The sequence below is a fragment of the Serratia sp. (in: enterobacteria) genome (assembly GCF_051654945.1).
Taxonomy (GTDB): domain Bacteria; phylum Pseudomonadota; class Gammaproteobacteria; order Enterobacterales; family Enterobacteriaceae; genus Chania.
Map to the genome: position 1 here is coordinate 89,773 of NZ_JBOFZA010000038.1, position 19,476 is coordinate 109,248.

Annotated in this window: 25 protein-coding genes; 12 read left to right on the forward strand and 13 right to left on the reverse strand. The window is 55.0% G+C overall.

Features of this window, described 5'->3' with window-relative positions; genetic code table 11:
- The first annotated feature begins 77 nt into the window (after positions 1–77).
- From rfaQ to ACRDCA_RS05070, 3 genes are read left to right on the forward strand one after another with little or no spacing between them, the layout of a single operon-like run.
- Positions 78–1,160 (forward strand): putative lipopolysaccharide heptosyltransferase III, encoded by a 1,083-nt coding sequence (gene rfaQ, locus ACRDCA_RS05060; RefSeq protein WP_438688615.1) that lies wholly within the window; start codon positions 78–80, stop codon positions 1,158–1,160.
- The gene (locus tag ACRDCA_RS05065) at positions 1,157–2,284 is read left to right on the forward strand and encodes a glycosyltransferase family 4 protein (RefSeq protein ID WP_438688561.1); all 1,128 of its coding nucleotides are present in this window, start codon (positions 1,157–1,159) and stop codon (positions 2,282–2,284) included. Before rfaQ ends, ACRDCA_RS05065 begins: the two co-directional genes overlap by 4 nt.
- Positions 2,285–2,286: 2 nt before the next feature.
- Positions 2,287–3,384: a glycosyltransferase gene (locus tag ACRDCA_RS05070; protein WP_438688562.1), complete on the forward strand. Its 1,098-nt coding sequence runs from the start codon at positions 2,287–2,289 to the stop codon at positions 3,382–3,384.
- Between the two features lie 34 nt (positions 3,385–3,418).
- Here the strand turns inward: ACRDCA_RS05070 and ACRDCA_RS05075 are convergent, their stop codons facing one another.
- Positions 3,419–4,432: a glycosyltransferase family 9 protein gene (locus ACRDCA_RS05075; protein WP_438688563.1), complete on the reverse strand. Its 1,014-nt coding sequence runs from the start codon at positions 4,430–4,432 to the stop codon at positions 3,419–3,421.
- 124 nt (positions 4,433–4,556) lie between these two features.
- Between ACRDCA_RS05075 and waaA the strand changes: the two genes are divergently transcribed.
- Genes waaA through coaD form a run of 3 tightly spaced genes read left to right on the forward strand, consistent with a single transcriptional unit; the run spans position 4,557 to position 7,097 of the window.
- Positions 4,557–5,834 carry a lipid IV(A) 3-deoxy-D-manno-octulosonic acid transferase gene (gene waaA, locus ACRDCA_RS05080; RefSeq protein ID WP_438688564.1) on the forward strand — a complete coding sequence of 426 codons (1,278 nt, stop codon included), beginning with the start codon at positions 4,557–4,559 and terminating at the stop codon, positions 5,832–5,834.
- The gene (locus tag ACRDCA_RS05085; RefSeq protein ID WP_438688565.1) at positions 5,835–6,608 is read left to right on the forward strand and encodes a glycosyltransferase family 2 protein; all 774 of its coding nucleotides are present in this window, start codon (positions 5,835–5,837) and stop codon (positions 6,606–6,608) included.
- Positions 6,609–6,611: 3 nt separating this feature from the next.
- Positions 6,612–7,097 carry a pantetheine-phosphate adenylyltransferase gene (gene coaD / locus ACRDCA_RS05090; RefSeq protein WP_438688566.1) on the forward strand — a complete coding sequence of 162 codons (486 nt, stop codon included), beginning with the start codon at positions 6,612–6,614 and terminating at the stop codon, positions 7,095–7,097.
- Here coaD and mutM read toward each other — a convergent pair whose 3' ends face one another.
- The 4 genes from mutM to radC all read right to left on the reverse strand — a co-directional run bounded on the left by mutM (position 7,098) and on the right by radC (position 9,354).
- Positions 7,098–7,907, reverse strand: a complete 810-nt coding sequence (mutM, locus tag ACRDCA_RS05095) for a bifunctional DNA-formamidopyrimidine glycosylase/DNA-(apurinic or apyrimidinic site) lyase (protein ID WP_438688567.1) — start codon at positions 7,905–7,907, stop codon at positions 7,098–7,100. It abuts the gene before it with no gap.
- A gap of 82 nt (positions 7,908–7,989) precedes the next feature.
- Positions 7,990–8,157 carry a 50S ribosomal protein L33 gene (gene rpmG, locus ACRDCA_RS05100; RefSeq protein WP_004392084.1) on the reverse strand — a complete coding sequence of 56 codons (168 nt, stop codon included), beginning with the start codon at positions 8,155–8,157 and terminating at the stop codon, positions 7,990–7,992.
- Between the two features lie 11 nt (positions 8,158–8,168).
- Complete coding sequence (rpmB, locus tag ACRDCA_RS05105) at positions 8,169–8,405, reverse strand: 50S ribosomal protein L28 (RefSeq protein WP_004931195.1); 237 nt, start codon at positions 8,403–8,405, stop codon at positions 8,169–8,171.
- Between the two features lie 265 nt (positions 8,406–8,670).
- On the reverse strand, positions 8,671–9,354 hold the full coding sequence (radC, locus tag ACRDCA_RS05110; RefSeq protein ID WP_438688568.1) for a RadC family protein: 684 nt from the start codon (positions 9,352–9,354) through the stop codon (positions 8,671–8,673).
- Positions 9,355–9,535: 181 nt separating this feature from the next.
- Here radC and coaBC point away from each other — a divergent pair, with 181 nt between their 5' ends.
- The 3 genes from coaBC to slmA all read left to right on the forward strand — a co-directional run bounded on the left by coaBC (position 9,536) and on the right by slmA (position 12,033).
- Positions 9,536–10,753, forward strand: coding sequence for a bifunctional phosphopantothenoylcysteine decarboxylase/phosphopantothenate--cysteine ligase CoaBC (gene coaBC / locus ACRDCA_RS05115; RefSeq protein ID WP_438688569.1), 1,218 nt, complete (start codon positions 9,536–9,538; stop codon positions 10,751–10,753).
- Complete coding sequence (gene dut / locus ACRDCA_RS05120; RefSeq protein ID WP_037408615.1) at positions 10,731–11,189, forward strand: dUTP diphosphatase; 459 nt, start codon at positions 10,731–10,733, stop codon at positions 11,187–11,189. The genes coaBC and dut overlap by 23 nt, the downstream gene beginning before the upstream one ends.
- A 247-nt stretch (positions 11,190–11,436) precedes the next feature.
- The gene (slmA, locus tag ACRDCA_RS05125) at positions 11,437–12,033 is read left to right on the forward strand and encodes a nucleoid occlusion factor SlmA (protein ID WP_025121329.1); all 597 of its coding nucleotides are present in this window, start codon (positions 11,437–11,439) and stop codon (positions 12,031–12,033) included.
- A 33-nt stretch (positions 12,034–12,066) separates the two neighbouring features.
- Here slmA and pyrE read toward each other — a convergent pair whose 3' ends face one another.
- Together pyrE and rph are read right to left on the reverse strand one after the other, a co-directional pair.
- Positions 12,067–12,708 (reverse strand): orotate phosphoribosyltransferase, encoded by a 642-nt coding sequence (gene pyrE, locus ACRDCA_RS05130; RefSeq protein ID WP_025121328.1) that lies wholly within the window; start codon positions 12,706–12,708, stop codon positions 12,067–12,069.
- 90 nt (positions 12,709–12,798) lie between these two features.
- A complete protein-coding gene (gene rph, locus ACRDCA_RS05135) occupies positions 12,799–13,515 on the reverse strand; it encodes a ribonuclease PH (protein ID WP_037376445.1) in 717 nt (238 codons plus the stop codon).
- 126 nt (positions 13,516–13,641) lie between these two features.
- Between rph and ACRDCA_RS05140 the strand changes: the two genes are divergently transcribed.
- Together ACRDCA_RS05140 and ACRDCA_RS05145 are read left to right on the forward strand one after the other, a co-directional pair.
- Complete coding sequence (locus tag ACRDCA_RS05140) at positions 13,642–14,505, forward strand: YicC/YloC family endoribonuclease (RefSeq protein WP_438688570.1); 864 nt, start codon at positions 13,642–13,644, stop codon at positions 14,503–14,505.
- A gap of 80 nt (positions 14,506–14,585) precedes the next feature.
- Positions 14,586–14,969: a DUF6979 family protein gene (locus ACRDCA_RS05145; RefSeq protein ID WP_438688571.1), complete on the forward strand. Its 384-nt coding sequence runs from the start codon at positions 14,586–14,588 to the stop codon at positions 14,967–14,969.
- 57 nt (positions 14,970–15,026) lie between these two features.
- Here ACRDCA_RS05145 and ACRDCA_RS05150 read toward each other — a convergent pair whose 3' ends face one another.
- From ACRDCA_RS05150 to ACRDCA_RS05170, 5 genes are read right to left on the reverse strand one after another with little or no spacing between them, the layout of a single operon-like run.
- On the reverse strand, positions 15,027–15,716 hold the full coding sequence (locus tag ACRDCA_RS05150) for an ABC transporter ATP-binding protein (protein WP_438688572.1): 690 nt from the start codon (positions 15,714–15,716) through the stop codon (positions 15,027–15,029).
- On the reverse strand, positions 15,710–16,381 hold the full coding sequence (locus tag ACRDCA_RS05155; protein WP_438688616.1) for an energy-coupling factor ABC transporter ATP-binding protein: 672 nt from the start codon (positions 16,379–16,381) through the stop codon (positions 15,710–15,712). Before ACRDCA_RS05155 ends, ACRDCA_RS05150 begins: the two co-directional genes overlap by 7 nt.
- Positions 16,372–17,082, reverse strand: a complete 711-nt coding sequence (locus tag ACRDCA_RS05160) for an energy-coupling factor transporter transmembrane component T (RefSeq protein ID WP_438688573.1) — start codon at positions 17,080–17,082, stop codon at positions 16,372–16,374. The genes ACRDCA_RS05155 and ACRDCA_RS05160 overlap by 10 nt, the downstream gene beginning before the upstream one ends.
- Entirely contained in the window at positions 17,082–17,660 is a 579-nt protein-coding gene (locus ACRDCA_RS05165) for an ECF transporter S component (RefSeq protein WP_438688574.1), read from the reverse strand. Before ACRDCA_RS05165 ends, ACRDCA_RS05160 begins: the two co-directional genes overlap by 1 nt.
- A 27-nt stretch (positions 17,661–17,687) precedes the next feature.
- Entirely contained in the window at positions 17,688–18,107 is a 420-nt protein-coding gene (locus tag ACRDCA_RS05170; protein WP_438688575.1) for a PPC domain-containing DNA-binding protein, read from the reverse strand.
- Between the two features lie 232 nt (positions 18,108–18,339).
- Between ACRDCA_RS05170 and ACRDCA_RS05175 the strand changes: the two genes are divergently transcribed.
- Positions 18,340–18,723 (forward strand): hypothetical protein, encoded by a 384-nt coding sequence (locus ACRDCA_RS05175; RefSeq protein WP_438688576.1) that lies wholly within the window; start codon positions 18,340–18,342, stop codon positions 18,721–18,723.
- Positions 18,724–18,749: 26 nt separating this feature from the next.
- Here ACRDCA_RS05175 and ACRDCA_RS05180 read toward each other — a convergent pair whose 3' ends face one another.
- Positions 18,750–19,139 carry a hypothetical protein gene (locus ACRDCA_RS05180; protein WP_438688617.1) on the reverse strand — a complete coding sequence of 130 codons (390 nt, stop codon included), beginning with the start codon at positions 19,137–19,139 and terminating at the stop codon, positions 18,750–18,752.
- Positions 19,140–19,476 lie beyond the last annotated feature (337 nt).

Consider the following 19,476-nt stretch of genomic DNA (forward strand, 5'->3'; position numbering starts at 1 on the left):
AAAAGACAAAAAGAAGTTAGCTTGAAAAACGCCTCCTTTCCTCCCCGGCCTAGAGGCCGAGGTTTCCCGGAGGCAATCTGATGAACGACGCGCTAGCCCCTGTTTCTGCCACGCCAATACAGCGTATTCTGATCGTCAAGCTGCGCCATCATGGCGATATGCTGCTGACCACGCCGGTCATCAATACGCTGCGGCAGAACTACCCCGACGCCCAGATCGACATCCTGCTGTACAAAGAAACGCAGGAGATGTTGGCAAGCAACCCGGCGCTGTCGCAAATATTTGCCATCGATCGCCAGTGGAAAAAACAGGGCACCAAGGCGCATCTGGGCCATGAACTGCATCTGATCCGCCAGTTGCAAGCACAACGCTACGATCTGGTGGTCAACCTGGCCGACCAGTGGCGCAGCGCGTTGATTACCCGCCTCACCGGTGCGCGTATTCGTCTGGGGTTCGATTTCCCCAAGCGCCGTGGCTTCCTGTGGCGCCATTGCCACACTCAGTTAGTGCCAGTCGCCGGGCACGAGCATCTGCATACCGTGGAACAGAACCTGTCACTGCTGCAACCGCTGGGTTTACCTGGCCTGAGTCAGCAGGTCACCATGAGTTACAGCCCGCAAGATTGGCAGGCCAGCCACCAGCTTTTGCAACAAAATGGCGTCACCGGCAGCTATATCGTGGTACAACCCACTTCGCGCTGGTTTTTTAAATGCTGGAGCGAGGAAAAAATGGCGGCCACCCTCAGCGCATTGCAGGCCGAAGGGCACCAGTTGGTGATCACCTCGGGGCCGGATGCCAAAGAGCAGCATATGGTGGCGCAGATAGTGAAACAGTGCCCACAGCAAGGGGTAGTTTCTCTGGCCGGGCAGTTAACTTTGCGTCAGTTGGCGGCGTTGATCGACCATGCCAAACTGTTTATCGGGGTAGACTCTGTCCCCATGCATATGGCGGCGGCATTACAGACCCCCTGCGTGGCGCTGTTCGGGCCATCCAAACTGGTATTCTGGCGCCCCTGGCAGGTTCTCGGCCAGGTGATTTGGGCCGGGGACTACGGCAATCTGCCAGACCCGGATGCCATTGATACCGGCACCGATGAGCGCTACCTGGACCTTATACCTACAGACGTGGTGATTGCAGCCGCGCGGAGCACGCTTGCATGAAAGCATTTCGCCTGGCGATTGTCCGCCAAAAATACCGCCCGGACGGCGGGGCAGAACGTTTCGTTTCCCGTGCCCTGGAGGCGCTGGAGCAACAAGATCTGGATCTGAACGTCATCACCCGCGAATGGCAGGGGGACGCCAATCCTAACTGGCACATCCACCTGTGCAACCCGATGAAGTTCGGGCGCATCAGCCGCGAACGCGGCTTTGCCGAAGCGGCTCGAGCTTTGTGGCAGAAAGAGAGCTTCGACCTGGTGCAGAGCCATGAACGTATCCCCGGCTGTGATATCTATCGCGCGGGTGACGGCGTCCATCGCCGCTGGCTGCTGCAACGGGCACGCCTGCTGCCGGAGTGGCGGCGTAAATGGCTGTTCTCCAACCGCTATCACCGCTATGTGATGTGTGCCGAACGCGCCATGTATGCCGCGCCAGAGCTGAAAGCGGTGATCTGCAACGCCGAGATGATCAAACGCGAAATCATCGCCGATTTCGGCGTACCGGCCGATAAGATCACGGTGATCTACAATGCCATCGACAATCAGAAATTTTTACCGGCGAACGAGCTGCTGCGTCAGCAACTGCGGGCGCAATATCAGATCCCGCAACAGGCACACTGTCTGATCTTTGTCGGTTCAGGCTTTGAACGTAAAGGGCTGGCGGCCGCCATCCGCGCCGTAGCCGCTACCGACAGCTATCTCCTGGTGGTCGGTAAAGACAAAGCAGAAAAGCGTTACCGCTCGCTGGCACACAAACTGGGTTGTAATAACCGGGTGCGCTTCATGGGCGTACAGAAACAGACGTTGCCGTTCTACCAGGCCGCCGATGGCCTGCTGCTGCCAACGTTGTACGATCCGTTCCCCAATGTGATCCTGGAAGCCATGTCATGCGGGCTACCGGTGATCACCAGCACCACCTGCGGTGGCTCGGAGTTCATCACTCCAGGGCAAAACGGCTTCGTCTGCGACGCTCTGGACGTCAGCGCCCTCACCGACGCTATCCGGGCACTGCCACGGCAAGCCTTGGGATCGAGCATGGGAGAGGCGGCGCGGGTGCGCATCATGTCAGCTACGCCAGCACATCTCTCGGAACAGCTCATATCGCTTTATAACCGACTGCTGGACTAACTATGCGCATTCTGATGATTATCGACGGCCTTCCGGGCGGCGGAGCGGAAAAGGTGGTACTGACCCTGTGCCAGGGCATGCAGCAGTTGGGGCATGACGTCAGCCTGATCTCATTGCGGGACGTCTGCAACTACCCAATCCCCACCGGGATTGATTATCAGGTGCTCAGCGACAGTTGCCGGTCGCCCTGGCGTAAGCTGACTGAGCTTGCACGCCGCGCAGCGATGTTGGATCGCGCGGTTGTCGCCAACGAACAGCAGCATGGCCGCTACGATCTGGTGTTTTCCAATCTGCATAAGACCGATCGCATCGTCAGCCACAGCAAAGTGCTGGATAGCAGCCGCCTGTGGTTCTGCATTCACGGCATTCTGTCCACCTCCTACCTCGGCCACCGCACCGGCCTCGATCGCTGGCTGAAGCGCCGCAAGGTGGCAGGCGTCTACCAGCGGCAGAATATCGTCGCCGTCTCGCAGGCGGTAGGTAACGATCTTCAGCAAAATCTGGGCATTGCCCCCAACCGGTTGGCAGTGATCAACAACCCGTTCGACATCGCCGCCATCGAGCAGCAGGCGGCGGAGCCTTGCGAACTGGCAGGCAAAGACTATCTGGTGCACGTGGGCCGCTTTCACCCCCATAAACGCCACGATCGCCTGCTGAAAGCCTATGCACTTTCCGGTATCCAGGCCCCGTTGGCGCTGATCGGCACCGGCAATCAAGCGCACATCGATGAGGTTAAACGCCTCGCCGTTGAGTTGAACATCAACGATCGCGTACTGTTCCTCGGTTTTCAGGCCAATCCCTATCCGCTGATCAAACATGCCGCGATGCTGGTGCTCAGTTCAGACAGTGAAGGGTTCGGCAATGTGCTGGTTGAAGCTTTGCTGTGCGACACACCAGTGGTCAGCACCCGCTGCCCTGGTGGGCCTGAGGAAATTCTGGAAAAAGCCGGTATGAGCCATGCGCTGGCGGAGTTGAATGAAACGTCACTGGCGGAGAAAATGGCAGCAATTTATGCCCAACCGCCGGAGATTAACCACCAGCAACTGCTGAGCTATGGCCTGGAGCCTATTTGCCAACAGTATCTGGCGTTAAAGAAATAAGTCCAGGCAGGGGTTATCCTGCCTGGCTGTTTAATTAATTCAAGGCCTGTATTTCCTGCCAAACCTCGTCGACGGTAACATCGACGCAATCACCCGACTCGGTTTGCAGGATGCGATATTGCCCGCTCCACGGATGCCAGGACTCTTTATCCGTATCGCCAAAGAACACCACCATGCTTTTATTCAATGCGGCAGCAAGGTGCATCTGCCCGCCGTCGCTGCACAGCACCCGGTCGCAGAGATCAAAGCCCGCCAGCAACTCGCGTACCGATGCCGTTGGGTAAAGCGCAACCCGCTCGTTCTGGCACCCGGCCAACAGCTGTTCCGCCCGCTTTTGATCGCCGATATCGTCGGGTGTCAGCGTCCCCTGTGGTGACCAGAAGATCAACACACCGGTAGTGGGATCGGCTATCAGGCGGTTGATGATTTCGGCATAGCGCTCGATCGGCCAGCGCCGTTTCGGGCTGCGGCTGCTGATATGCACGGCAAACACCCGCTCCACGGAAGGGAGCAGACTATGCAAACGTTGTTGCGCCTGTTGCTTCTCTTCCTGAGTGAGGAAAACCTTCACCGGAGGAATGGCAATGGATCGATCGGTGATGGCAGACAGGTAGCTGAAGGTGTGTTCCACCTGATGCTTGCCGTTAAAGTCCGCCGCGCGGAAAGGGTGATGAATTTCACTGGTGCCAAGATCTGCACCGATGATATTTTTGACCCCGGCCATTTTTGCCAGCCGCAGACTATATTTGCATGGCACCGGATTGGCCAGAATCGCCGCATCAAACTTTATTTTTCTCAGCTGCAAAAATATCATCAGTCGTTCAAAATAGACGCCCAGGGTAGTTTCATTCTTGGCCTTGTGTTTGGCCTTCTTATAAACAAATACCTTGGCAAGATGCGGGTTGTTCTTCACCACATCCTGGCTGACTTTATTGATAAGCAGATAGAGGTTAGCGTCGGGATAAGCCGTTTTCACTCCTTCAATCAGCGGGGTGGTACAAACGAGATCGCCAATATTGTCGCGGCGGATAATTAAAATATTCTTCATTGCAAACCTATCGGCGACAGCTCTCGCCTGTTGTCCCAACCTGACCACCGAGCCACCAAGCTAGCGCCTTTCCCTTCCGGTTATGGTACTATTCTGGATAACCCATATAAATGAAATTGATAGAATGCTGCTCCGTTTATATCAGGTACTACTCTACCTTATCCAACCCCTGATCTGGCTGCGTTTACTGTTGCGCAGCCGTAAAGCACCAGCCTACCGTAAACGCTGGGCGGAACGCTATGGTTTCTGCGCCGGGAAAGTGGTGCCGGGCGGCATTATGCTGCATTCCGTTTCTGTGGGTGAAACCCTGGCGGCTATCCCGCTGGTACGCGCCCTACGCCACCGTTACCCTTATCTGCCGATTACTGTGACCACAATGACGCCAACGGGTTCCGAACGGGTGCAATCCGCTTTCGGCAAAGATGTGCATCATGTCTATCTGCCTTACGATTTGCCCGGCTCCATGCGCCGTTTCCTCGACCAGGTGGATCCCAAGCTGGTGATCATCATGGAAACCGAGCTATGGCCAAACCTGATTAACGCCCTGCATCAGCGCCAAATCCCGCTGGTGATTGCCAACGCGCGTCTTTCCGCCCGCTCGGCTGCCGGCTACAAGAAAACCGGCAATTTTATCCGTGATATCCTGCGCCGCATTACCCTGATCGCTGCGCAAAATCAGGAAGATGGCGAACGCTTTATCGAACTGGGCCTGAAGCGCTCACAGCTGACCGTTACCGGCAGCCTGAAGTTCGATATCTCGGTGACGCCAGAACTGGCTGCCAGGGCCGTAACGCTGCGCCGCCAATGGGCACCGCGCCGTCAGGTATGGATCGCCACCAGCACCCACGAAGGTGAAGAAACCATTCTGCTGGAAGCACACCGTCGGTTGTTGGAAAAACATCCCGATCTGTTGCTAATTCTGGTGCCACGCCACCCGGAACGCTTCCCAACCGCCAAAGAGCTGACGCAAAAAGCAGGCTTCAGCTACACCACCCGCAGCAGCGGTGAAATTCCTTCCGGCAGCACGCAAGTGGTGATTGGCGATACCATGGGTGAGCTGATGCTGCTGTATGGCATTGCCGATCTGGCCTTCGTCGGCGGCAGCCTGGTTGAGCGCGGTGGCCATAATCCACTGGAGGCGGCTGCTCATGCCATTCCGGTACTGATGGGGCCGCATACGTTCAACTTTAAAGATATCTGCGCCAAACTTTCCGAAGCAGGCGGGATGATCACCATCAGCGACGTCGATTCATTGGTGAAAGAGGTCGAAACGCTGCTGACCGATGAAGATTATCGCCGCTATTACGGTCGCCACGCGGTTGAGGTGCTGTATCAGAATCAGGGGGCGTTGCAACGCCTGCTGCAATTGCTGGAGCCACACCTGCCGCCACGGAGCCACTGAATGAGCCACCGTAAAAGTTTGTCGGTAGTGATGATCGCCAAAAACGAAGCCGAATTGCTGACCGAGTGCCTGCAATCGGTCGCCTGGGCCGATGAAATCATCGTGCTCGACTCCGGCAGCAGCGACGGTTCCATCGCATTGGCCGAAAGTTTGGGTGCCAAGGTCTATACCCATACCGCCTGGCAAGGCTTCGGCAAACAGCGCCAGCAAGCGCAAAGCTATGCCACTCAGGATTACGTTTTGATGATCGACGCCGACGAGCGCGTCACGCCAGAATTGCGTCATTCCATCGAGCAGGTACTAGCCAACGCCGACGACAACGTCGTCTACAGCCTGGGCCGCCGTAATCTGTTTCTAGGCCGCTTTATGCGCCACAGCGGCTGGTATCCCGATAGGGTTAACCGGCTGTATGCCAATCAGCGCTACCGCTACAACGACGATCTGGTCCATGAATCCCTCAACACTCATGGTGCCAAAGTCGTCCCGCTATCAGGCGATCTGCTACACCTGACCTGCCGTGACTTTTTTGCCTTCCAGCGCAAGCAGCTGCATTACGCCGAACAGTGGGCCATCCAACGCCATCAGGCTGGCAAGCGCAGCGGTTTTCTGTCGATCCTCACCCACACGCTGGGGGCGTTCTGCAAAACCTGGCTGCTGCGGGCCGGTTTCCTCGACGGCAAACAGGGGTTGCTGTTAGCCGTGGTCAACGCGCAATATACTTTCAATAAATATGCCGCACTGTGGGCATTCGGCCGCAACTATTCAGGGAAGTAAATCATGAGCAGCAAAGCCATCTACCCAGGCACCTTCGATCCAATGACCAACGGCCATCTGGATCTGGTCACCCGTGCCTCACTGATGTTTGATCACGTGATCCTGGCCATTGCCGCCAGCTCGAGCAAAAAGCCGCTGTTTACGCTGGAAGAACGCGTTGCCCTGGCCACGCAGGTGACCTCTCATCTGGATAACGTCGAAGTGTTGGGGTTCAGCGAATTGATGGCGCACTTTGCCGCCCATCAGAACGCCAATATTCTGATCCGCGGCCTGCGTGCGGTGTCCGACTTTGAATATGAATTGCAGCTGGCAAATATGAACCGCCATTTGATGCCAACGTTGGAAAGCGTGTTTCTGATGCCTTCCGAGCAGTGGTCATTTATCTCTTCCTCGCTGGTGAAGGAAGTGGCACGTCATGGCGGCGACATCGCTCCCTTCTTGCCGGATGTCGTCACCCAAGCGCTGATGGAAAAGCTCGCCGCGCAGTAATCAATGCTGGCAGCGGCGGCAGAAGAAGGTGCTGCGCTGCCCGTGTTTGGCACTCTCAATCGGGGTGCCACAGACGCGGCAAGGTTCACCTGCCCGGCCATACACTTGCAACTCCTGCGCAAAATACCCCGGCTTACCGTCCGACTGCAGGAAATCACGCAGCGTGGTTCCCCCTTGTTCAATAGAACGTAGCAACACCGCCTTGATGGTTTCTGCCAACAGATCCGCTTGCGCCCTGGTCAAGGATCCCGCCTGACGATCCGGCAGGATCCCGGCGGTAAACAGCGATTCGCTGGCGTAGATATTCCCCACGCCAACCACCAGCTTGTTGTCCATCAGCCAGGGCTTGATCAGCGTGCGCTTATTGCGGGACTTCTCGTACAGATAGGTGCCATTGAACTCTTCACCCAAAGGTTCTGGGCCAAGATGAGCCAACACGTTGCTGGCGGCCAGATCTTCACACCATAACCAGGCACCAAAGCGCCGAGGGTCGGTATAGCGCAGGATATAACCGTTGCTCATCACCAGATCGACATGGTCATGCTTACCCGCTTCGGTTTCCTCTGCCAGCATGCGCAAGCTGCCGGACATCCCCAGATGTACGATAATCCAGCCGCGATCCAGCTCGATCAGCAGATACTTGGCGCGGCGTTGTACGCTGCGCACCGGCCGATCGCTTAACGCCAGGATCTGCTCGGAGACCGGCCAACGCAGGCGGGCGTTACGCACCACCGCATACTGGATGTTGTGGCCAACCAGGTAAGGCTCAATACCGCGGCGGCTGGTTTCGACTTCTGGTAATTCAGGCATCTCAGGCTCCCTCTCTGCGTTATCTACGTTTTATACCTAAAAAAAAACCCGCGCGAGGCGGGTTTTTATTAATCCACTAAAATTATTTAATTTTAGCTTCTTTGTAGATCACGTGTTGACGGACAACTGGATCGAATTTCTTCAGTTCCAATTTTTCCGGCTTAGTACGCTTGTTCTTCGTGGTGGTATAGAAGTGACCAGTACCAGCAGAAGAAACCAGCTTGATCTTCTCGCGAACACCTTTAGCCATGATGCAGTTCCTTAATACTTCTCACCACGGGCACGCAGATCGGCCAAGACCGTCTCAATACCCTTCTTATCGATAACACGCATACCTTTAGCAGATACACGCAGAGTTACAAAGCGCTTCTCAGCCTCAACCCAAAAACGGTGTGAGTGCAGGTTAGGCAGAAAACGGCGTTTGGTCGCGTTCATTGCGTGGGAACGGTTGTTACCGCTCACCGGGCGCTTGCCAGTAACTTGGCAGACTCGTGACATGTCTTATTCTCCAAAAATCAAATCAGCTCGAGCTTCGTATAGGGTATGGCCGCCTCGTCAGGCTTTTAGAGCCCATCTCAGCAAACTTCATACTGAGGAGACTCTCGTCATCAGGTCAGAAACCTCACATCAGGTTGGAAACCTGCTGAGATAGGCTCTTAACGCCAAACCCAAGATTCTCAAAGGTGGCGTAGTATACGCTCTGAAGCGTAAGTGCTCAAGTCCCGAACAGCTAAAGATCCCTCAAGGATCGCGAAAAAGTTGCTTATAGCCATCCGCGCTCGGCAAAAGAGACGCATTCACCCCGGCCAATCACCAAGTGATCGAGCACTCGGATCTCCAATAATCGGCAGGCATTAACCACTTGCTCGGTTATCAAACGGTCGGCGTGACTGGGTTCAGCCTTACCCGAAGGGTGATTATGCGCCAGAATTAGGGCTGCTGCATTAGCCTTCAACGCCGCACGCACAATTTCTCTTGGGTGGACAACGACGCTGTTGATGGTACCAGCAAACATCTCCTGATGGCGAATAACCCGATGCTGATTGTCTAAAAACAGTACTAAAAACACCTCCCGCTCGTGGTGAGTCAGCAAACTGTGCAGGTAATGCTGGGTAATTTTCGGATTCAGCAGCGCGTTTTCCAGCACATAGGGGCCGGAAAACAGCCGGAAAGCCAATTCGGAAATGGCCTGCAACTGCGCATAGGTGGCAATCCCCAGCCCTTTCTGGCTGCGAAATTGTTCGTAGTCTGCCGAAACCAGGTGATACAGCGAACCAAAATGCGCCAACAGCTGTTCCGCCCGTTGTGAGACATGGACCCCGGGCAAGCCAGTGCGCAAGAAAATTGCCAACAGCTCTATATCGGAGAGGGCTGCGGCCCCATCACGCATCAATTTCTCCCTGGGTGCCAACGCCCCAGGCCATAACGACATATCCTGACTGCTCATTGCCACCTCCCTGCCAACTCAAAGCATGTCACGAGGGATTTCATCGCGCGACAGGTGATTGATAATATTGCGAAGTGTTACGAAAACCGGCATGTAACTGGCTGCATACACAGCAGAATCGCTCAACCTGGCAGCGGTTATGCTAAAATGTCCGCCTCTTTCGGTTTTCAATCGGACAATCATGATGACGGGACTTTCCGGCAAACATATTGTGCTTGGCATCAGTGGCGGCATTGCTGCTTACAAATGCCCTGAGCTGGTACGCCGCCTGCGCGACAGGGGCGCCGAGGTAAGAGTGGTTATGACCAGCGCGGCCAAAGCCTTCATTACCCCACTGACGCTGCAGGCCGTTTCTGGCTATCCGGTTTTCGACGATCTGCTGGATCCGGCGGCAGAAGCCGCCATGGGCCATATTGAATTAGGCAAATGGGCCGACTTGGTGATCCTGGCTCCGGCCACCGCCGATCTGCTGGCCCGCATTGCCGCCGGTATGGCCAACGATCTGCTGACCACGGTCTGCCTGGCCACCGCAGCCCCGATCGCGGCAGCGCCGGCCATGAACCAACAGATGTACCGCGCTGCTGCCACCCAGGCCAACCTACAGATCCTGCAAGGGCGTGGTTTGCTGCTGTGGGGGCCAGACAGCGGTAGCCAGGCCTGTGGCGATATCGGCCCGGGCCGCATGCTGGATCCGTTGGCCATCGTTGAACTGGCTAACGCCCATTTCTCCGCGCCGCAGGATCTGCAACATTTAAAGATTATGATCACCGCGGGCCCCACCCGCGAGGCGCTGGACCCGGTACGCTTCATCAGCAACCACAGCTCCGGCAAGATGGGCTTTGCTATCGCCCAGGCCGCCGCTGCTCGCGGTGCGCAAGTCACGCTGGTCGCCGGGCCGGTCAATCTGCCTACGCCAGCTTGGGTTATCCGCGTCGATGTCGTCAGCGCGCTGGAAATGGAGCAAGCGGTGCAGCAGCATGCCGCACAGCAGAACATTTTTATCGGTTGTGCTGCCGTGGCAGATTACCGGGCAGAACAGATTGCCGATGAAAAAATCAAAAAGCAGGGTGATGAAATCATCCTCAAGATGGTGAAGAATCCTGATATTGTCGCTGGCGTTGCCGCGATGAGCAAAAACCGTCCGTTTGTCGTCGGGTTTGCTGCCGAAACCCAGAATGTGGAAGAATACGCACGACAAAAACTCCTGCGTAAAAAACTGGATTTAATCTGCGCTAACGATGTATCGCTTGCAGAGCACGGTTTTAACAGTGATACCAATGCCCTGCATCTTTTTTGGCAGGATGGAGAAAAGCGCCTGCCGCATAGCGACAAGGCACTCCTTGGCCAACGTTTACTAGACGAGATAGTCAGCCGTTATGATGAAAAAAATCGACGTTAAGATCCTTGACCCACGTATCGGTCAGGATTTCCCATTGCCGACCTATGCCACCCCAGGCTCTGCCGGTCTTGATCTGCGCGCCTGTCTGGACAGCGCGGTTGAGTTGGCACCAGGCGAAACCACCCTGCTGCCTACCGGCCTGGCTATCCATATTGCCGATACCGGTCTTGCCGCAGTGATCCTGCCGCGTTCCGGTCTGGGCCATAAGCACGGCGTCGTGCTGGGCAACCTGGTTGGCCTGATCGATTCCGATTATCAGGGCCAGTTGATGGTATCCGTATGGAACCGTAGCCAGAAATCCTTCACTATCGAACCGGGTGAACGCATCGCACAGATGGTGTTTGTGCCAGTGGTGCAAGCCGAGTTTAATCTGGTGGAAGAGTTCGATAGCAGCGAACGTGGCACCGGTGGTTTTGGCCACTCTGGCCGCCAATAGGTTCAGGATGATTGGCAGGGATGGCGCCTGAAACCGTGTCGCTTGCAATACGGCACGGTTTATCTGGCAATTGAGAGTACCGCACGGAGAATAATGGTCTGTACGACCATAAACCCAAGCACTGCACAAAAAGCGATCATATAAGCCGCACAGAGTTTACTCTGCAACGGCCAGTGCGTGGGTTTTCGCAAATCTATACCCGAAGAGATTGAGGGGATAAGCCGTTTTAGCAAGGGTCTAATCAAACATGGCAGAAAAAGAAGTTACCAAAAGGAACCGGCGTGAGGAGATATTGCAGGCGTTAGCCCAGATGCTGGAATCCAGCGACGGCAGCCAGCGCATTACCACAGCCAAACTTGCCGCCAACGTTGGTGTCTCTGAGGCTGCCCTTTATCGGCACTTCCCCAGCAAGACGCGGATGTTTGACAGCCTGATCGAGTTTATTGAAGACAGCCTGATAACCCGCATCAACCTGATCTTGCAGGATGAAAAAGAGACCTTTAGCCGCCTGCGCCTGATTGTCTTGTTGATTCTAGGGTTTGCAGAACGCAACCCAGGCCTGACCAGGATCATGACCGGGCACGCGCTGATGTTTGAACAGGATCGCCTGCAAGGCAGGATCAACCAGCTGTTCGAGCGTATCGAAGCGCAACTGCGTCAGGTACTAAAAGAGCGTAAGCTGCGGGAAGGAAAAGGCTTTATCGTTGATGAAACCTTGCTGGCGAGCCAGATCCTGGCCTTCTGTGAAGGGATGCTGTCGCGCTATATTCGCTCCGAATTCCGCTACCGCCCAACGCAGGATTTCGATGCCCGTTGGCCATTGCTGGCCGCACAGCTGCAGTAACTGATAACGCCGGGCTAAACCCGGCGTTATTACTTAAACCCCGTACTGCTCGCGATATGCCCGCACGGCTACCAGGCTTTCGGCCATTTCCGGCTGCTCTTCCAGGTAAGCAATCAGCTCCTTGAGCGTAATAATCGAGATCACTTTACAGTGATAATCGCGCTCAACTTCCTGAATGGCGGAAACTTCGGCACGGCCACGCTCCTGACGATCGAGAGAAATCAGCACCCCGGCCAAGCTGGCGTTATGGGCGCTGATGATTTCCATCGATTCGCGGATGGCCGTCCCTGCGGTGATCACGTCATCCACCAGCATCACACGGCCCTGCAACGGGCTACCTACCAGCGTGCCTCCTTCGCCATGTTCCTTGGCTTCCTTACGGTTGAAGCAATAAGGCACATCGCGATTGTGATGTTCTGCCAGCGCCACTGCGGTCGTGGTCGCGATCGGGATACCTTTGTAGGCTGGGCCAAACAGCAGATCGAACTCGATGCCGGAATCCACCAATGCTTCGGCATAAAAACGCCCTAACAGCGCCAGATCACGCCCGGTATTAAACAGGCCGGCATTGAAGAAATAGGGGCTGGTACGGCCGGATTTCAGGGTGAACTCGCCGAATTTCAATACCTGCTTGCTGAGCGCAAACTCGATAAACTGGCGCTGGTAGGCTTTCATTACTGCTTCTCCTCGTCTGGGCTATAACGTTGGTTCTACTGCCGCCCGATCGCCGGGCATAAAAAAGGCGACTACGTCGCCTTTTAAAAATTAGTCTGCCAGCGCCGCTTTCTGCGCCTGGAAGATGGTTTCGATGCCCCCTCGGGCCAGCGCCAATAGCGCCAATAGCTCATCGTGGCTGAACGGCTCGCCCTCGGCGGTGCCCTGCACCTCGATCATGCGGCCATCTTCCATCATCACTACGTTCATATCGGTTTCTGCTGCGGAATCTTCCACATATTCCAGATCGCACAGCGCTTCACCGCCAACGATACCCACCGATACCGCTGCCACCAAACCTTTCATCGGGTTGGCTTTCAGTTTACCAGCGGCAACCAGCGCATTCAGCGCATCGGCCAGCGCTACGCAGGCACCGGAGATAGAAGCGGTGCGGGTACCACCGTCGGCTTGCAGCACATCGCAGTCCAGGGTGATGGTGAACTCGCCGAGTTTTTTCAGATCCACGGCGGCACGCAGTGAACGGGCGATCAGACGTTGGATCTCCAGAGTACGACCACCCTGCTTGCCTTTGGCCGCTTCGCGGGCATTACGGCTGTGGGTAGAACGCGGTAACATGCCGTATTCTGCGGTGATCCACCCTTGTCCCTGGCCCTTCAAAAAGCGCGGAACGCCCTCTTCTACCGTGGCGGTGCACAAAACTTTGGTATCGCCAAACTCAACCAGCACTGAACCTTCAGCGTGTTTCGTGTAGTGACGGGTCAGTGTCAGGGGGCGAACTTGTTGTGGTGCTCTGCCTGCAGGACGCATGGGCTCTCTCCGGCTTCTTATTAACGTTTGGCTGCGCATTATACGGGCTTCGTGACGTTATGCCTATCCTGCCCGCAGGTGCAACGCTATAATCGTTCCATCTTTTCCTCTTTACGGGTACGCACAATGATCCGCAGCATGACCGCCTACGCCCGGCGTGAAATCAAGGGTGAATGGGGCAGCGCAGCTTGGGAGCTGCGTTCCGTTAACCAACGCTACTTAGAAACCTACATCCGCCTGCCTGAGCAGTTCCGCAGCCTTGAACCGGTGATCCGCGAGCGTATCCGTGGCCGCCTGACGCGCGGCAAAGTGGAGTGCAACCTGCGCTTTGAGCTCGACCCAAGTGCGCAAAGCTCGATGATCCTGAACGAAAAACTGGCCAAACAGCTGGTTGAAGCCGCCAACTGGGTCAAAATGCAGAGCGACGAAGGTGAAATCGATCCGATCGATGTCCTGCGCTGGCCGGGCGTGATGTCCGCTCAGGAACAGGATCTGGATGTCATCAGCAACGAACTGATGCAGGCGCTGGAAGGCGCACTAGATGATTTCATCACTGCACGCGAAAGCGAAGGCACCGCACTGAAAGCCCTGATCGAGCAACGCCTTGACGGCGTGAGCGCCGAAGTGGTCAAAGTACGCGCCCAAATGCCTAATATTCTGCAATGGCAGCGCGAGCGCCTGGTCAGCAAGCTGGAAGAAGCACAGGTGCAGTTGGAAAATACTCGCCTGGAGCAGGAACTGGTGCTGATGGCACAGCGTATCGACGTCGCCGAAGAGCTGGATCGCCTGGAAGCCCACGTCAAAGAGACGCACAACATCCTGAAGAAGAAAGAAGCCGTTGGCCGTCGCCTCGACTTTATGATGCAGGAATTCAACCGCGAATCGAATACGCTGGCGTCCAAGTCGATCAATGCCGAAGTGACTACCTCAGCCATTGAGCTGAAGGTGCTGATTGAGCAGATGCGCGAGCAGATCCAGAATATCGAGTAAGAGTTACGCTCCATCAGTGAGTAGAGAGCCCGCATGGTCGCGGGCTTTTTAATCTCGCTGCCATAAACTGAGGTTTTCTTGTGTCCAAATATGCTCAAGCAGCCGTTGAAACGGTAAGAAAAAACCAAGGAAAATCATCACTCGATATGCGTCAAGAATGGGATAAAACGATGATGGAATATTACCCTACAAAAAAGCCATCCAGGGAAAAAGGATGTCCACGTAACGCATTTCTTGGTCTCAGCGAGGCAGGTTTAATTATGGGTATTCCCACTGGAGATTATGGCGTTAAGCCGGGAAATGTTAATAAACGATATGCAGTGGATGCAGTGGCACTCCTTCAAGCAGGCAGCGAACCTGATAAAAAACAGTTATGGGCCGCAGTTACCGATGCAAATAAAAAGCCTAATCATCAGATGGATATTGTCTTGGCATTGCTGCATGAAGGCATGCTCAATATCTAGCTACAATTAAACTTGCACGCTGAAGACCATTTCGTTGACGCCACCAAAAAGATCACGTCAGACATCTGGCGATCCCAATATCCGCCCCGCCTCACCATCCTCCGCAATAACCCCCTCGGCCAAACGGATCACACGTGGAAAGTGTTCTCTAACAAAATCATAATCATGGCTGATGGCCAGCACGGTGGTGCCCTGTACGCGGCAAACCGCTAACCAGCGGGTAAAGACGGCCAGCCAGTCGCTATCAAAGTCACGGCTGGGTTCGTCCAGCAACAGCAACGGTGGCGCTACGGCGGCGAGGCTGGCTACCGCGACCATACGCCGCTGCCCGGCGTGTAAATCCAGTGGATGAGCATCCGCCACATCCGTTAATTCACACAGCGCTAGCGTTTGGGCGATTCGTTGCGCCAGCATATCGCCACGCATACCCCGATGGCGTAAGCCAAAAGCGATTTCATCACGTACCCGGCTACAGAATATCTGCCGTTCCGCTTCCTGAAATAATACCCCCAGCAACGGCGCACGCTGTGCCGCTTTAAGAAAGGCTAAGTTTTGCCCCTGTAAAAGAACCTTGCCGCCAGTCGGTTTTAATAGCCCGGCCATCAGGCGTAATAGCGTAGATTTCCCTGCACCATTGTCCCCGATCAGGGCCACCCATTCACCGGCCTCGATGGTCAGATCCAAACCGTTAATGATGGGTTGGGCTACGCCTGGCCACTGATATTCCAGCGATTCAATCGTTAGCATAATGAAAGCCTGCCTTGCTCCAGCGCCCAGGTTTGCAGGCAATAAGCGGCAACCTTGGTAAGCGACCGTTCAAACAGCATAATCACGCATTGCTGCTGGTTAGCGTAGTCAGCCAACTGTTGCAGCAGCTTGGTGGTTGCATCAGGTGTCAGGCGGCTAAAGGCTTCATCGAGCAATAGCAGCCGTGGATGCATCGCCAACGCACAGGCGATCACCACCCGCTGTGCCTCTCCGCCAGAGAGCGTAGCCGGGTGACGATGGCGCAAGGCGTGACAATCGGTGAACGTCAGCGCCTGTTCGATACGCACCATGATCTCGGCTTCATCCAGGCACAAATTCTCTGGTCCGAAGGCGATCTCCTCTTCAACCGTAAAGGTACAACCGGAGAGTTGCAGTTGCGGAGCCTGCTGAATCAACTGCACCCGTTGTGCCATCTCAACCAGCGGTCGCGAACCTATTTCATCGCCGAGAACCTGCCCAACGCCCTGTAAAGTACCGGGGAGATAATCGGGGAAACAGCCAGCAAGCAGCTGCGCGAGCGTGGTTTTTCCGCTGCCATTACCGCCGCTGATGCCATATAAGCCCGGCTTCTCGCAATGCAGATCGAGATTATCCAACCGCCAGGTGCTTCCTTGAGGAGCAAAGCTCAGCGCATTCAGTACCACAACCACAGCCAGACTCCTATTTCCACCAACGCCACCAGCAGTAAGCTATAGCGCACGCTGCGTTGCAGCAGGCTGTCGCTCGGTGCCCATAGCGTGGTACGTTTGGCATGCAGCCGAAAAGCGCGCATATCCAACGCCGTGCTGCGTGCGGTGAGATCATTCAACGCGCTGTGGGTTAACGGGATGACCAGTGCCGGAATATAGCGCAAGCGTTGGTACCAATAACCATCTAGCGGTACGCCTCGCGCCAGTTGTGCCTGGTAAACTGCGGCCAGTTGCGCCCGCAGTTGCTCAACAACCAACAGTGGCCCCGCCAGCAGATAGGCCAATCCGAGCGGCAAACGGCTGGCAAACAGGGCGCGAATAATGCGCTGCGGTGGCACATATTGCAGCCAGATTTGCCCACAGCAAAGCAACGCCAACAAACGTAACCAGAGCGCGACAGCGTTCAGCAATGCGGTATCATCCCGCGCCTCACCCCGTAGCCACCACGCCAGCCAGCCGCTATGCACCAGCCATAACCCCCCCGCCATAGGCAACATGATCCACGCCACATAGCGCCAACGATGCCGGGTACTTTTCATCAAGATCAGCAGTAGCAAGCTCGCCAGGCTATAAGCTAACAGCGGATAGCCGAGCGGCATCAATAAACTGCTGGTGCCCAATACCACCCATAACGTCAGGGAGGTAAACGGATGCATTAACGCACCGCAGCCATGGCAGGGAAGTTACGCAAAGTTCGTTGCGACATATTGCGCACCAATAACCAGACGATGATAGCGACCAGCACCTTATCTATCAGGTTGATCCCCAGCACGGTCATCGCCACGGATTCAATCAGATTGCTGCCCATAGAATGAACATAAGCAACAAAGAAATCTGCGCCGCTACCCGTGACGCCGGCGAACAGATAAGTACGGATCGGCACGGCAACCACCGTTACCGCCAAAGTGATCACCACACCGCTCAAGATCACTTTCGGCAACGTGCGGAACCAGCCAATGCTTGCCAACAGGCCAGCGACCAAACCAATCACCATCGCCACCGGAGCGAATGCCGCAGCAATCGGCCCGGTGAGCAGGCCCCAGATCAGGTTGGTCAACAAACCGGTCAACATGCCGATAATCGGCCCGGCGAGGATTGCACTCAGCAAAGTGCCGATAGAATCGAGGAATATCGGCAGCTTCAACATCGATACCAACTGCCCGCCAATCATGTTGATGGCGATCGAAATCACCATCAACACCAGCGTCTGACTAGACAACCCACTACGTGCCATAACGACCTCATTTAAATAGGAGAAAAATTAACGTTGCTTGACGTCTAATTCGTCATAGCCCGAAAGCGTGCAAGGTTGTCGGCTAAATACCACGTCGTTCAATTCCCCAATCACCAATTCGAGCGTAGTGCGCACGGTGCAACCTTCCATCATATGGCCGCCGGTCATATGGCCATGCTCGTCGGCCACCGCCAGATGCAGATGTTCGCCTCCGGCCTCCAACGTGCCAATCAGCGATACCACTTCAAATTTCCCGCTCAATAACGTGGTCCCTTCGCGCCCGGCATAACGCAAAGCCACCTCACTCAAACTACCGACGCAGCCGCTGATCCAGGCGGCACGTAAACCCTGCTGCCGGATAAAATCACGCAGTGCATCCAGCGGATCTTGTTGCGGTAACAGACGCAAGGCATAAAACCGAGCCGTAGACGGCGTTAATGTCTCCACGATAGGATCCTCTTACCTCGATAGGTTAAGCGATACGGAAAACAGGGAACGAAATGGCGTCAGGAAGGTAGGATGCTGCATGAGGGATGTGACTCCAAATAACTCCGAACCTCGGACGTTATGCTGCATCATAGAGATTGATGCAACCGATGTATGTGATATAGGTCAGTAAAAGTTGCGGTGCCAGTACGCGGGCAGAAAGTTAAATTTGCATGGATTTGAGAGAATACGAATGCCAAAAATAAAAAGCCAAGAAACGCTGGTGCGCGAACGTAAGCGCTGGGTGCTGTTGGCGATACTGGTGATCATCATTGCTGGCTGTTACCAGTGGTGGAAACAAGGGACACTGCGCTACGAAGAGTGGAGCCCCAACCAGCAGTATGTGGTGCGCTATTATAAAACCTTCGAATTTATTCCACGTATGGCCATGCCGGGCGATGGCGGGCATTACTCCGGCTACCTGCGGGTTTATGACCGAAACGGCAAGCGGCTATACGAAGAGTATTCCGACCTGCTCGACTTTGTTGAAGGCCCATTCTGGACAAAAGGAGGCGTTTATTGGATGGGTAACGATAATCAGGACATCGTCCACCTGCCCACCTCGCCGGTTGATTGATGTCTTCAGAAGAGAGGCTTCGCCTTTCAGCTATAGGCGGCGGCCTGCTCTTCGGTGATCAGCGCCATCTTTTCAAGCTGCACCGCGATACCACGCAGGGAGCGCCCGAACTCCACGCTTAATGCCTCTATCGTTTTCCCTGCGCTGTAGCCTTCCTCCAATAGTTGTCTATCTTCCTCTGACCAAGGGAAATTAAAGTTGGCGGGCCTGCCCTCGGCAATATTTTTCTGCCGCCGCTCCTCGGGCGACAATTTCACCTTTTTCACCCGTTCTGGCTCGGCATAAAACTCATCTGCCAGCGCAAACAACATCCGGATCGTCTCTGGGGAATGCACCAGCGAGGTGTGATTCAAAAACTCCCCCGTTTCTGGGTTAATCCCCCTCGCCAACGCTCGCAACGTCAAGTAGGTCTGCATCATGGTTTCCGTCCTTAAAAATCTCGCTGCCATTGCCGCAGTGAGTTCCACCGTCTATTTTCGATCATAAAACGATCGATTCAACGAGTTGATCGGATCATGTAATAACTTTGCGAGGGAAATTCCAAATTAACCCCATTTATTGCAAGAAAATAATCACTTAGAGGCAATACCTATCTAAAATCAGGATATTGAATACCCACAGTAATAACCTCAATAATCGGAGAAAGGTAATATCCTCAACCTATTTTCAAGCCATGCAGGAAAAGTTTCCCTTGGTTATCAATAAGATTTTTTTACCTTTACCTGAATATCGTCTTCAGCCGATAAATTAAGG